Source organism: uncultured Rikenella sp. (assembly GCF_910579375.1).
Taxonomy (GTDB): Bacteria; Bacteroidota; Bacteroidia; order Bacteroidales; family Rikenellaceae; genus Rikenella.
Window position 1 is genome coordinate 22,150 of record NZ_CAJTUJ010000009.1, and the last position, 13,578, is coordinate 35,727.

Genomic DNA, 13,578 nt, shown 5'->3' on the forward strand with positions numbered 1-13,578 from the left:
ACCATGTCAGAATTCAACTATCAGGAACCGTTTCCGATGTCGGAAGACACCACCGAATACCGTCTCCTGACCAAAGAGTATGTCCGTGTCGAAACCTGCGGCGGCCGCCGGATACTCCGCGTCGAACCGGAAGGGCTGAACCTGCTGGCGCGGGAGGCGTTCCGCGACGTTTCGTTTTTCCTGCGCGCTTCGCACCTGCAACAGCTGGCCGACATCCTGAAAGATCCCGAGGCGAGCGACAACGACAAGTTCGTGGCCTACACCATGCTCCTGAACCAGGCGGTGTCGGCGGAGGGCGAACTGCCGACCTGTCAGGACACGGGAACGGCGATCGTGATCGGGAAGAAAGGCGAGGATGTCTATACGGGTGCGAACGATGCGGAGTGGCTCTCGAAAGGGGTTTACGAGACCTATCGGGACTGCAACCTGCGCTACTCGCAGGTCGTACCTTTCACGATGACCGAAGAGAAAAACAGCGCGACCAACCTGCCGGCCCAGATCGACCTCTATGCCGAACAGGGGATGGCCTACAAGTTCCTCTTCCTGACCAAGGGCGGGGGTTCTGCGAATAAAACCTTCCTCTACCAGCAGACCAAGGCGCTGCTGAACGAAGCGTCGCTGACGCAATTCATCAAGGACAAAATCAAGGATCTCGGGACATCGGCCTGCCCGCCGTACCACCTGGCGGTGGTGATCGGGGGGACGTCGGCGGAGGCCAACCTCGCTACGGTGAAGAAGGCTTCGGCGCACTACTACGACCACCTGCCCACCACGGGGAACGAGGGGGGGCGCGCGTTCCGCGACCTCGAATGGGAAGAGAAAATCAAGAAAATCTGCCAGGAGTCTGGCGTGGGAGCACAGTTCGGCGGCAAATATCTGGTGCACGACGTGCGGGTGATCCGGCTGCCGCGGCATGCCGCTTCCTGTCCGGTGGGAATCGGAGTAAGCTGCTCGGCCGACCGCAATATCAAAGCGAAGATTACGGAAGAGGGTATCTTCCTTGAACAACTGGAAAAGAATCCGGCCCGTTTCCTGCCGAAAGAGGCGCCGGGCTTGACTCCGGCGGTGGAGATCGACCTCGACAAGGGGATGGACGCCGTGCGGGCGGAGTTGACCAAATATCCGATCAAGACGCGCCTGAATATCAAGGGGACGCTGATCGTGGCGCGGGACATTGCGCACGCCCGGATCAAACAGATGCTGGACGAGGGCAAACCGATGCCGGAGTACTTCAAGAACCATCCGATTTACTACGCAGGGCCGGCCAAGACTCCGAACGGCATGGCTTCGGGCTCGTTCGGGCCGACGACGGCGGGGCGGATGGACCCCTACGTGGATCTGTTCCAGGATCACGGCGGTTCGATGGTGATGGTAGCCAAGGGGAATCGCAGCAAGGCGGTGACTGATGCCTGCAAGAAGCATGGCGGTTTCTACTTAGGTTCGATCGGCGGCCCTGCGGCGGTGCTGGCGAAGAACAGCATCAAGTCGGTCGAGGTGGTGGACTTCCCGGAGTTGGGGATGGAAGCGGTGCGGAAGATTTATGTCGAAGATTTCCCGGCATTCATCATCGTGGACGACAAAGGGAACGACTTCTTCGCCGAATTTGCACACTAATTCGGGATCATTCTCTCCTTTATCATTTTCGAGCCTTCCTCTGTGTCAGCAGAGGGAGGCTTTTTATTGACGAAACGAAAAGCCCCAAAAACGTTTAGCACATAATAACTAAAAACAGGAGTAAATTTAATCACTGAATTCATCAAACACATGAATCGCGAATATATCTCGACAGAAGTTATTCAATAGATTTGCAGGGGAAATCTGCGCGGATTTTTTACAAAATATAACTACTCTGATTTCAAGAATGTTATTATATTTGCCTATACAATTCCAACAACTGTAATCATGATAAATTCCAAAAATTCACTATTAACGAATCTATTTTTATTTGGTATTTTTATTGCAAATGCTCAGCAATTAACTATAAATGAAACCATCAGCTACATTAATGGGTCTTTAGCACAAGGAACTAAAATGTCTTATACGCAGGATGGGACGTTAGAATATTCATATTTCGATTACACTAGAAAACCATCAATCTGGAAACATCATATTACAGACATTGTACAACCTACAAAAGTTGAATACACATCCTCTAAATGGAGAGTATATCTAAAAACTCCTCAGGGAGGAATTGTTGTAGGACTCCATACTGATAATGGTGACAAATATTCAGCAGAGAAACTACTTAATGCTCTCAATTATTTTTTCACTCTTGCTATGAAAAATGTATTAGAGCAGCGCAGCTACGATAATGATCCATTTGCCCCAGGCAACTACAATCCTCATGCAACGAGTATAAAAAGTACATTATCAAATAGCTCTATACCCTTAGAAAAACAAGGCGGAGTATATCATATTGATGTTACCATAGGAACCACAATAGAGAAATTTATACTAGACTCGGGGGCAAGCGAGGTGCTAATAAACCAAGCACTTGAGCGCAAGCTTATTAATGATGACATATTGAAAAAAGAGCATTATCTTACTCCCGCATTGTATCGTATTGCAGATGGGAGCATTATTGAGCAAAGGAGACTTATCATCCCTAGCGTTACTATTGGCGATTTTACCATTGAAAATGTTCACGCTTCTGTGGGGGCGGGAAATGCACCTTTGTTATTAGGGAAAAGTGCCTTAGATAAATTTAGCAAATGGTCAATAAATAATCTGACATTATCTTTAGATGTAATAAAATAGCTATGGCTGATTTTTTTAAGAAAAGTGAATTTCTTGAATATTTGGTAACTAGACCATTATCACACATTCGTCCTAATTGGGAATTATCATGGGATGAAAACATTAACAGTTACCAACACGAGGAAGATTCTTATGCTGAAGAGTTAAATAACTTAATAAAGGAAATAGGACAGACTCCAGTTCCTGTTTCATACCATGAACATGAGGACCACTTAGCCGAATATGTAAAGAACAATCATAATTGGCCTATTTACAAAGTTCGGAACCGCTGGATATGCGATGATTATCGTTCTATAATTGATCAAGGATGTTTTAGTCCTGAAGGAATTCAAAATTTACTTCAAGCTATCGCAGGGAGAGTTGATGCAACTAAAAAACTAGGTCAAATGCACTTTGATGAGATGGAAAGTGGACACCAACGGATTTTAGGGTTTGCGATAACAACTATTTTGTATCAAAGATCAATCGGACAGTGCACCCCATTGTGCACCCGGAGGTTTCTTTTCAGGCCCAAAAGTTCCCTCTCAAAAGCTCTCTAAAGCGCAATTCGAGACTATCAAACAAAAAAGACGGTTCGCATCGTACGATGCGAACCGTCTGAGTAGCGGGGGGAGGACTCGAACCTCCGACCTTTGGGTTATGAGCCCAACGAGCTGCCAACTGCTCCACCCCGCGATCATAATTCGAGTACAAAGGTAAGACATTTTTCGGAAATTGCAAACCCGAACAGAAAAATATCCCATTTTCCGACCAAGACGACTTCCCTCGGTCGGAAAACAGGACAATTTTTGATACGCGCGACCCGGCGCACAAAACAACTATTTCCGTCCGCCCACCGCCATCCGATCCAGCGCATGCAGCGCAAAAGCATACGCCCCGATGCTGATCGCCTTGCTCGTTCCAATCCGCGAGAAACCGATCCCCACCCGCGGCATCGAATCGTACGTCACCCGCTCGTTGGTGTGCGGCACCTGAATCTGTTTCACCTCGCCCTGTAGGAAATCGGCCATCTGCGCCTCGTCCTCCAGATAGAACGCCTTCTGCGCCAACCGCGGGAACTGCACTCCCGTAGCCCCCACGAACTGCCCGTGCACCTCCTCCATCATCGCCGGCACGAACAGCGACTTCGCCCCCGCCACACCGCCGCCGATCACCGCAATCCCGTCCACCACCGTCAGCACATTGCACAACGCATCCCCCAGAGCCTGTCCCATCCGCCGGAAAGCCTCCAACGCCGCCGCCTGATCCCCCTCTTTCTCTCCGATCCCGATCTCGTAGATGTCCTTCGGATGCGGCAACTTGTCCGCCGGCGTCCCCGTGAGTTCTCCGTACACCCGGCGCACAGCCCGGATACTGATCGACTCCTCGATATTCCGCTCCTGGTGGTACCGCTGGCTCAGCAGCCACACCTCCGCCGCCGCCGAGTTATCGCCCAGGAACAGTTCGCCGTTCCGGACGATCCCGCCGCCGAAGCCCGTCCCGAGCGTCAGCCCCACCAGATTGCGATACCGTTTCGGGCTGCCCGCCTTTTCGAGCTGGGCATTGACCCACGGCAGATACCCCTCGATCGCCTCGCCGTAGGCATACAGGTCGCCGTCGTTGTTGATGAAGACCGGAATGCCGAATTCCGCCTCCAGCATCGGCCCGACAGCCACCCCACCCTTATAGGCCGGCAGGTTGCCGATGTTCCAGATAATGCCGTTCGGATAGTCCGCCGGCCCGGGAAAGGCGAAGCTGATGGCCACCGGCGCCTCCTTGAGCCTCGACCGCACGGCATGGAAACCGTTGATCAGGTTGGCCAGGCTCAGCTCCAGGTTATGGGCCGCCGAGGGCAGGTGAATCGGTTCGACGATCTCTTCGCAGCCTCGGATCGCGCCGAATACGAAATTGGTTCCCCCCGCGTCCAACGTCATCACGGTGCGGGAATCTTTGGTGAAGTTCATATAGCTCTCGTTTTGGTTCGGGTTATTTTTAGCAAATATAAGGAAAAAGGAAGATATAGCGGTCTGCGAACCGAGCGATTGCGAAAAACGCTATATTTGTCCATACGATGATACGATGCAGAGAGATACGAAAACGATTCGGCACGGTCGAAGTGCTTCGGGGGATCGACCTCGACATCGCCCGAGGCGAGGTGGTGACCGTCGTCGGGCCCAGCGGGGCGGGCAAGACCACCTTGTTGCAAATCATAGGCACCCTCGCGCAGCCCGATAGCGGAACGGTCGAGATTGCGGGACGCGACACGGGGAGTTTGCGGCCGGTCGAGTTGGTGCGGCTGCGGAACGAACAGATCGGCTTCATTTTCCAGTTCCACCACCTTTTACCCGAGTTTACCGCCACCGAGAATGTGATGATTCCGGCCCTGATTCGGCGCACCTCGCGCGCTGCGGCGCAACGGCGGGCAGCCGAGCTGCTGGAGCTGCTGGGGGTGGAACACCGCGCCGGGCATAAACCGGCCGAGCTTTCGGGGGGCGAGCAACAGCGGGTGGCGGTGGCGCGGGCCTTGATGAACGACCCGGCGGTGGTGCTGGCCGACGAACCCTCGGGAAACCTCGACAGCGTCAATCGCGAGAGCCTGCACCGCCTGTTTTTCGAGCTGCGGGAGCGGTTCGGCTACACTTTCGTCATCGTGACCCACGACAACGACCTCGCGGCCATGTCCGACCGGCGGATCGCCATGCGCGACGGGATGATCGCGGAACTTTAAACGGAATTTACGAACACTTTGAACCTTTCGAATATGAAACGACACCTGACCACCATCCGACTCTCGACCGCCGCTGCCGCAGGGGCTGTGGCGCTGTGCTACGCCTGCGGGCCGCAACGGGCGGCCGAAGAGATCGCCGTGATTCCCCAACCCGCCCGAATCGTCGAGGGAGAGGGGACGATCCGGTGGGTGGCGGACAGTGTGCGGACGGTGATCGACACCTCGCTGCGGAATCCCGAGGCTTACCGGCTGACGGTGGCCGACGGACGGATGGAGGTGGTCGGAGGGGGCGATGCGGGGATTTTCTACGGGTTGCAGACGTTGGAGCAGCTCAAGGACTCGGCGGGCTACGTGCCGGCGGTGACGATCGAGGACGCACCCCGGTTTCCGTGGCGGGGGGCGCATTTGGATGTGAGCCGACACTTCTTCCCGAAAGATTTCATCAAACGGTATATCGACATCCTCGCTTACCACAAACTCAATACTTTCCACTGGCACCTGACGGACGGTATCGGGTGGCGGCTGGCGATCGACCGCTATCCGCTGCTGGCCCGGAAAGCGGCGTGGCGGAAGGTCAAGGATCCGCTGGCGCCGTGGATCGGGCTGGAGCTGAGCGACGAATCGCGGCGGGACAGTACGGATACGTATGGCGGATATTATACCGAGGCGGATATCCGCGAGATCGTGAATTATGCCCGGGCGCGGCACATTACGGTGATTCCGGAGATCGAGATGCCGGGACACTCCGAGGCGGCGACCTTCGCCTATCCGCAGTTCGCCTGTCCGACGGCGAAGCCGGGGAGCGGCATCTATTGTCCGGGCAACGACTCGACGTTTCTTTTCCTTCAGGAGATCATCGACCGGGTGGTGGAACTCTTTCCCGACTCGCCGTACATCCACATCGGCGGCGACGAGGTGGGCAAGGAGCAGTGGAGCGGGTGTCCGTTGTGTCAGGCCCGCAAGCAGGCCGAGGGGCTCAAGGACGAACACGAGTTGCAGAGCTATTTCGTCCGTCGGATGGAGAAATACATCAATGCCAAGGGCAAGCGGATGATCGGCTACGACGAGATTCTGGAGGGAGGTCTCGCGCCGGACGCCACGGTGATGTCCTGGACGGGTTTCGAGGGGGGTGTCCGGGCGGCCAATGCGGGACACGATGCGGTGATGGTGCCGCTGGACTATGTCTATTTCGACCACTATCAGAACCAGAATCCGTGCGAGCCGCAGGGGTGGGGAGGTTATAACGGCGTGCCGCGCGTCTACTCGTTCGACCCGCTTCGGCCGGAGGTCGAGGCCGACAAAAGGCATCACATTCTGGGCGGTCAGGCCAATATCTGGACGGAAAACATCCGCACGCCGGAGCATGTGGAATATATGCTGCTTCCGCGGCTGGCGGCCCTTTCCGAAGCATTGTGGACGGATACGACGGCCAAGGATTGGTACCGTTTCGAACGGAAGCTCGATCGGCAGTACGACCGGTATGCGGCCCGGGGATGGCATTATGCCGAGAGCGCGTTCACACCGTATATCGCCGAACAGCATTTCAACGACGAGGGAGCGCTGGTGATCCGGCTGGCGACGGAGGTGGCTCTCCATCCGATCCGGTATACGCTGGACGGGTCGATGCCGACGGCGGAGGCGCCGGTATATGCCGATTCGATCGTGATTGCCGAGCCAGCGACTCTGACGGCGGTCACGTTCCGGCGGGGGAAACCTGCGGGATGCGTCTTGTCGTCGCCCCGGCTACTGAACCCGGCGACGGGGGCGAAGGTGACGTATGTCCATCCTTACCACTCGGCCTACACGGGCGGCGGAGATTCGGCGCTGGTGGATAACCGGTATGCTTTCAAGCGGGGCGACGGTCCGGCGTGGCAGGGGTTCGAGGGGACGAATCTGGATGTGACGCTGGATTTGGGCAGCGTGTGGCGGCTGGAGGGGGTTTGGATGCGTTTCCTGCAACACATCGGTTCGACGTCGGTCATGCTTCCGACCCGGCTGAGGGTGTGGACGTCGGCGGACGGCAGGAACTATTCGGAGGCGGTGGATGTGGCGGTTGAGCAGGATTCGACTTCGGAGGTGATTATCAGGCCGTTAGATATCCGGTTCAGACAGGCGGCCGAGGCTCGTTTCGTGCGGATCGAGGCGACGAATCGGGGGATTCTGCCGGAAGGTCATCCGCGCGCAGGGAGTCCGGCCTGGATCTTTGCAGACGAAATCGCAGTCTATTAAACCGGCAAGACTGCCAGTGGAAATGCGCCAGCATTTCCCGTGCCACACCCACAGAGTGTTTTGTCAGGATTCTCTCTCTCTTATAAGTAAGTGGGATCCGCCAGCCTAAGGGCAGTTCCCTCCTTTAGACGAGGCGCGGACAAAGAATTGAGGGTAGAGGCGGCCGCAGCGAAACGTAGTTTCGCCCGTCCACGGGACGTGGGGCCCGCGCGGCCCGAGCGCAGTACCCTCAAACTAAATCGCGCGCCATGCCTAAAGAGGGAAATCGTCAAAACGTGCTGGCACGTTTTGATAAGATTTCCCAAGGCGTGCGAAAAACTTGATTCCGAGCAAAAATCCGTCGCCCGCCCGCGTAATAGGGCATATTCTGCCGGTTGGCACTCGGCCAATCCGGCAAGAATTGCCGCGGGCGACGGCAAAATGCGGCGGAGCGACAGCGGAGCCGCAGTGAGGCGGATACAGGGGCGGAGAACTGGGGCGAGCTTTGGGCCGTGCTGTTCTTCGGGCGGGAAAACCGGTTTCGGTTTTCCCGCTGTGCCGGGTCGAGCTGTTGTCCGTGCTTTTGCGGTTCGTAGAACCGCCGGGCCTGCGCGCTGGGACTTCGGCCCACCCCAGGAGCGCGCAGCCCGAAACCGACAGAATGGGGGCGGAGACCTATTATAGGCTGAGAGCGAGTAGCGCGATTCCTTGAGGAATCACCGTCCTCTTATTGGGGTAGAGGCTACCTGATCGGAGTGCCCGAAGGCACCGGTGCGGGGGAGGCGCGCCGAAGACGAACCCAACAGAAAAAGGCCGAGCTTCTGCGACCCTTTAGGGTCGCGCGGGCCGAAGCCTCCCCCAGCGGAGGCCCGCAAGCTTCGTCCGCACAAATGGGCCATTGTAGAGATATCTAATTTAGGATGGCTCCGGCCGATTCTTCGAACCGCAGGAGTCAGTTCAAAACGTAAACAGGAATAAACCCGCCCCGGGCGAACGCCACTACACTACGGGAGCATTATACGGTGTCGGCAGTTACGGCTACAGTTGTTCCTCGACAGCCGGTGGCACAAATGGAAGGCACTTGTTTTTCCACGTGACAGCACTCGATCCCCATCGTGCACATACCCGCGCCTACGGTTTTCAGTTGCGTTGCCTCTCGGAATAAACGGAGAAGAGAGGCACACGAAAACGGGTTGGAACTACCCAAACAACCGCCGGAACCGCAGAAATACCCCCAACGGCAACCGCTTGCCCGCCCCATCCGCCACATACAACTCCCCCTGTCCCACCTCCGCCCCTGCCGCCTGAGGAAATGCCGACTCCGCCAGCGTCCGCGCCAGCAGAGCAGACAACCCCATCGAATAGAGATTCAGCACCACAAAACACCCCGTCTCCTCCAGCAACTCCGCACACAACGCCAACATCTCCCCGATCTGCTCCTCCAGCACCCATTTTTCGCCCTCCGGCCCCCGGCCATACGACGGCGGATCGAGCACAATGCCATGATAACGATGCCCCCGCCGCACCTCACGACGGACGAACTTCATCGCATCCTCCACCACCCACCGGATCCCCTCCAGCCCCGACGCCTCCATATTCTCGCGCGACCACGTCACCGTCTGGCGCACCGAGTCCACATGCGTCACCTCCGCCCCCGCCGCGCACGCAGCCAGCGAAGCCCCGCCCGTGTACGCAAACAGATTCAATACCGCCGGCCGCTCCACCCCCGCCCCGCGCAACCGCCTGACCGTCTCGTAGATATAGTCCCAATTGGCCGCCTGCTCCGGAAAGACCCCCACATGCTTGAACGACGTCAGCCCCAGCCGCAACCGAATACGCCAGCCCCCCTCGCCCGCATAATCGATCGACCACTGCTGCGGCGTCCCGCGTTTCAACACCCATTCGCCCCGCTCCTCGCTCCCCCTGTTTTTGCGGAACACCGCCCCCGCCCGCGCTTCCCACTCCCCCTCCGAGAGCGACGGCGCCCACAATGCCTGCGGCTCCGGCCGCGCCGTGACCACCCGCCCGAAACGCTCCAGTTTCCGACCGCCTCCGCAGTCGATCAATTCGTAATCCACCCATCGGGTCGGAGTCAGTAAATTCAATTCCATAGTAAAATCCCTTCGGACGATAAAAGTAGCATTAAAAATCAATATCTTTGTCGAAAACTGCCCCGAAACAGATGAAAAAACTCCTCATCTTAGCCGCCGGCGTTCTGACACTCGCTTCCTGTGGCTCTCACGGCGATCCGGCCGACTACGTAGATCCCTTTATCGGCACCGACGCCCACGGACACACCTTCCCCGGAGCGACCACGCCGTTCGGCTTCGTACAACTCTCGCCCGACACCGACACCGAGGGATGGGACTGGTGTTCCGGCTATCACGCCAGCGATTCGAGCCTGATCGGCTTCTCGCACACCCACCTGAGCGGGACGGGAGGTGCGGATTTGGGAGACATCCTCTTCATGCCGGCCATCGGGCCTGTCCGATTCGAACCGGGAACCAAAGCCGAGCCGGACAGCGGCTATCGCTCGCGGTTCAACCACAAGAGCGAAAAGGCTTCGGCCGGATACTATAGCGTCTACCTGGACGATCCGCGCGTGAAAGTCGAACTGACCGCCACGCCGCATGCGGGGATTCACCGATACACCTACGAACACAGCGACAACCAACACCTGATGCTCGACCTGCGGCACGGGATACAGGACAACGTGCGCGAAGCAGCATTCCGTCAGGTCGACGACCAGACGATCGAAGGGTGGCGGCGGTCGAACGGCTGGGCGGCAGATCATACGGTCTTCTTCCGGGCTGAATTTTCGGCCCCCATCCGCGAGATTCGGGCACGGATCGACGGACGCGACACGACCGTCACCGAAGGGATGGGGAAAGAGGTCGTACTGGCCCTTTCCCCGGAGGAGCACACCAAGAACTGGGAGGTGAAAGTGGGTTTGTCGGCTGTGGATATCGAGGGGGCCCGGCGCAATCTGGCGGCGGAAACCTCAGGCAAATCGTTCGACACGCTGGCGGCAGAAGCGCGTGACCAGTGGAATCGCGAACTGGGACGGATCACCGTTTCGGGCGGGACGGACGAAGACCGGCGTATATTCTACACCGCTCTGTACCATTCCTTTATCGCACCGGTACTCTTTACGGACACCGACGGCCGGTATCGCGGAGCGGACGGCGAGATTCACCCGACCGATTCGACGGAAGGGGCGAATTACAGCATCTTCTCCACGTGGGACACCTTCCGCGCGCTACACCCGCTGCTGACCTTAGTGCAGCCGGAAGTCAATGCGCAGATCGCCCGCTCCATGCTGCGCTACTACCGGCAGACCGGCAGACTGCCGGTGTGGGACCTGCACATGAACGAAAACAACTGCATGATCGGTTACCACTCGGTGCCGATCATCGCCGATGCTTTTTTCAAGGGCGAACTCTCGGCCGAAGAGGGGGACGAAGCGCTGAAGGCGATGGTACACAGCGCCATGCAACGCGAACACGGCGGAATCGGACACTACCGGCAGTTGGGTTACCTGCCGGCCGACAAGGAGAACAATTCGGTCTCCAAGGCATTGGAGTACGCCTACGACGACTGGTGCATCGCCCGAATGGCCCAGGCGCTGGGGAACGACAGCCTGTATCGGGTCTTCATCCGTCGGGCGCAATCGTATAAAAATCAATTCGATCCGGCAGACGGTTTCTTCAAGGGTCGGCTCTCAACGGGCGCATTCCGCACGCCGTTCGACCCGACCGAAATCTCGATCCTCGGACAGGGAGACTTCACCGAGGGGAATGCCTGGCACTATCGTTTCTTCGTGCCGCAGGACGTGACGACTCATATCAGCATGCTGGGCGGCGACAGCGCTTATATCGCTGCCATCGACGCGATGTTCGAGGCGCCGACTACGACGAACGACCATTCGCCGGACGTTTCGGGACTGATCGGCCAGTACGCGCACGGCAACGAGCCGTCGCATCAGGTGGCCTATCTCTACTCGTTCGCGGGGGCGCCGTGGCGGACGCAGGAGCGGGTGGACGAGATCAAACGGACGATGTACACCACGGCGCGGGACGGGTTGTGCGGCAATGAGGACTGCGGCCAGATGTCGGCCTGGTACGTTTTGAGCGCCATGGACTTCTACCCCGTGACCCCGGGATCGGGGGTCTACGTTTTGGGGACGCCGACTTTCGAACGGGTCGAAATCGCGCCGACGACGGCATCCGGCCGGCCGTTTATTATCGAAGCCGAAGGGCTCTCTTCGGACGGAAAAAACATCTACATCCGGTCGGCGGAGTGGAACGGAGAGCCGTATACGAAATCGTACATCACCCAATCGATGCTCGACGAGGGGGGCAAACTCGTGCTGCATATGGGGTCTGAACCGACGAAAGATTTCGGGACGGATCCGGCGGACCGACCGGTGGTTCAGATTCCGTCCGAAGATGCCCTGACCGCAGAGCAGATGCTCGCGGAGGCGGTATTCGAGCCGTACATCGAAGATACGCTGCGGGTATTCGGCCACTCGATGACCCTGTTTCCGAAATGTGCGGCACCGCAGCCGCGGAAGATCGTCTACACGTTGGACGGTTCGGAACCGACCTCCGCCTCTCCGATCGTACCGGTCGGCGGGATTACGCTCACGGGAGATGCGGAGTTGAAATTGCGAGCGATCGCCATGGAGAGATCGGCGAACAGACGGTCGGACAGCCAGGTGAAGAGCTATCGGTTCTACAAGAGTGCGCTGAAAGATGCGGCGGTGACGTTGGAACAGGCGCCGTCGGCACCGTACATGAACGGCGGGGCTGCGGCTTTGGTGGACAATGCGATGGGGGGTGACAGTTATGTGCGTCCGGAATGGATCGGCTTCAACGGCATCGATGCGGCAGGAACTATCGATTTGGGAACGGTGCGGAGCTTGCGGCACGTGGGCTTCAATGCGGACAACGAACCGCGATCGTGGATCGTTTTACCGCGAGGGGCCGTATTCGAATTTTCGACCGACGGGACGCATTACGGCCATCCGGTGCGGATCGACGGGAGCGACAGTTTGACGGCAGGAAGCGGTGCGCATTACTTCGGTGCATCGATTCCGGGCGGAGTACAGGCGCGCTACATCCGGTTCCGGATCGAAAACGGGCCGCTGCCGGAGGGGCATATCGGACAGGGCAATCCGGCTTGGATGTTCCTCGACGAGGTGATGGCGTACTGATGCCTCATTCGGCGCATTTTACAGAGGGAGTTTCTATTCCGGGAGCTCCTTTTCTTTTCTGGCTGCTCCCGCCCCGGGCTACCGCGACGGAGGAAACAACAACCGATTGGGAAATCTGACGGGTGTCGGGTACGACGGATTCAGTAGCTCGTCCACAGCCAGCAATACCGGTAATGGCAGTTTGTACTTCAACATGCAATACTTCAACTCCGGCAGTACAACTATCCGCGGCCACTGTCTTCAGTTGCGTTGCCTCTCGGAATAAACGGGGACGAGAGGCACTCGAAAGCTGGCCGGGTCTACCCTAAATATCCGGCAACCTCTACTCTACCCTACTTCAATTTGATTTTGCGGGCGGACGCCCGGGAGGTACAGCAACTCTCGACGCGGGAGCGACGTGTTGCGGGCCGCCCGTGGGCAGGCGTCCGACCCGCGCGGCTCTGCGATCCGCAACTACAACGCCCCATTCACCGCCCCCGTTTTGCGAGGTTCGTCCTCGGCGCGCACCCCCCGCGCCGCTAATGCGTCGCTCTCGCCGAGGACGGCGATTCCTCTCGGAATCGCGCTATTCGCTCTTAGCCTACAGCAGTTCACCGCCAGCGGAGACGCGATTGAACTTGCGAAAATGCAATTGCCTTAGCGGGTTGAAGCCTGTGGGGCCTAAAACAAGCATGGCGAGTTGCGGGTCTCC

Annotated in this window: 9 protein-coding genes and 1 tRNA gene; 7 read left to right on the forward strand and 3 right to left on the reverse strand. The window is 57.8% G+C overall.

Translation table 11 applies throughout. The annotated features are described in order from the left end of the window. Positions 1-3 precede the first annotated feature (3 nt). The 3 genes from QZ302_RS02080 (at position 4) to QZ302_RS02090 (ending at position 3,296) form a co-directional block, all read left to right on the forward strand. Positions 4-1,614: a fumarate hydratase gene (locus tag QZ302_RS02080; protein ID WP_294591927.1), complete on the forward strand. Its 1,611-nt coding sequence runs from the start codon at positions 4-6 to the stop codon at positions 1,612-1,614. 288 nt (positions 1,615-1,902) lie between these two features. After that, positions 1,903-2,757, forward strand: a complete 855-nt coding sequence (locus tag QZ302_RS02085) for a retropepsin-like aspartic protease (RefSeq protein WP_294591929.1) — start codon at positions 1,903-1,905, stop codon at positions 2,755-2,757. Positions 2,758-2,759: 2 nt separating this feature from the next. Then, positions 2,760-3,296: a hypothetical protein gene (locus QZ302_RS02090; RefSeq protein WP_294591931.1), complete on the forward strand. Its 537-nt coding sequence runs from the start codon at positions 2,760-2,762 to the stop codon at positions 3,294-3,296. A 63-nt stretch (positions 3,297-3,359) separates the two neighbouring features. Here the strand turns inward: QZ302_RS02090 and QZ302_RS02095 are convergent. After that, positions 3,360-3,432: transfer RNA gene (locus QZ302_RS02095), tRNA-Met, on the reverse strand. Positions 3,433-3,575: 143 nt separating this feature from the next. Beyond that, positions 3,576-4,700, reverse strand: a complete 1,125-nt coding sequence (locus tag QZ302_RS02100) for an ROK family protein (protein WP_294591933.1) — start codon at positions 4,698-4,700, stop codon at positions 3,576-3,578. Between the two features lie 107 nt (positions 4,701-4,807). On the opposite strand from QZ302_RS02100, the gene QZ302_RS02105 reads away from it, so the two are divergent. Together QZ302_RS02105 and QZ302_RS02110 are read left to right on the forward strand one after the other, a co-directional pair. Next, a complete protein-coding gene (locus tag QZ302_RS02105; RefSeq protein ID WP_294591935.1) occupies positions 4,808-5,464 on the forward strand; it encodes an ABC transporter ATP-binding protein in 657 nt (218 codons plus the stop codon). A 33-nt stretch (positions 5,465-5,497) separates the two neighbouring features. After that, positions 5,498-7,693 carry a family 20 glycosylhydrolase gene (locus QZ302_RS02110; RefSeq protein ID WP_294591938.1) on the forward strand — a complete coding sequence of 732 codons (2,196 nt, stop codon included), beginning with the start codon at positions 5,498-5,500 and terminating at the stop codon, positions 7,691-7,693. A 1,178-nt stretch (positions 7,694-8,871) separates the two neighbouring features. Here the strand turns inward: QZ302_RS02110 and QZ302_RS02115 are convergent. Next, positions 8,872-9,783: a class I SAM-dependent methyltransferase gene (locus QZ302_RS02115; protein WP_294591940.1), complete on the reverse strand. Its 912-nt coding sequence runs from the start codon at positions 9,781-9,783 to the stop codon at positions 8,872-8,874. 71 nt (positions 9,784-9,854) lie between these two features. Here QZ302_RS02115 and QZ302_RS02120 point away from each other — a divergent pair, with 71 nt between their 5' ends. Both QZ302_RS02120 and QZ302_RS02125 read left to right on the forward strand, forming a co-directional pair. After that, positions 9,855-12,887 (forward strand): GH92 family glycosyl hydrolase, encoded by a 3,033-nt coding sequence (locus QZ302_RS02120; protein WP_294591942.1) that lies wholly within the window; start codon positions 9,855-9,857, stop codon positions 12,885-12,887. Between the two features lie 106 nt (positions 12,888-12,993). Then, on the forward strand, positions 12,994-13,152 hold the full coding sequence (locus QZ302_RS02125) for a hypothetical protein (RefSeq protein WP_294591944.1): 159 nt from the start codon (positions 12,994-12,996) through the stop codon (positions 13,150-13,152). The last annotated feature ends 426 nt before the right edge of the window (positions 13,153-13,578 follow it).

Coding starts and splice junctions, on each gene's coding strand:
- QZ302_RS02080 (WP_294591927.1), top strand. CDS start 4: ATGTCAGAATTCAACTATCAGGAACCGTTTCCGATGTCGGAAGACACC.
- QZ302_RS02085 (WP_294591929.1), top strand. CDS start 1,903: ATGATAAATTCCAAAAATTCACTATTAACGAATCTATTTTTATTTGGT.
- QZ302_RS02090 (WP_294591931.1), top strand. CDS start 2,760: ATGGCTGATTTTTTTAAGAAAAGTGAATTTCTTGAATATTTGGTAACT.
- QZ302_RS02100 (WP_294591933.1), bottom strand. CDS start 4,700: ATGAACTTCACCAAAGATTCCCGCACCGTGATGACGTTGGACGCGGGG.
- QZ302_RS02105 (WP_294591935.1), top strand. CDS start 4,808: ATGATACGATGCAGAGAGATACGAAAACGATTCGGCACGGTCGAAGTG.
- QZ302_RS02110 (WP_294591938.1), top strand. CDS start 5,498: ATGAAACGACACCTGACCACCATCCGACTCTCGACCGCCGCTGCCGCA.
- QZ302_RS02115 (WP_294591940.1), bottom strand. CDS start 9,783: ATGGAATTGAATTTACTGACTCCGACCCGATGGGTGGATTACGAATTG.
- QZ302_RS02120 (WP_294591942.1), top strand. CDS start 9,855: ATGAAAAAACTCCTCATCTTAGCCGCCGGCGTTCTGACACTCGCTTCC.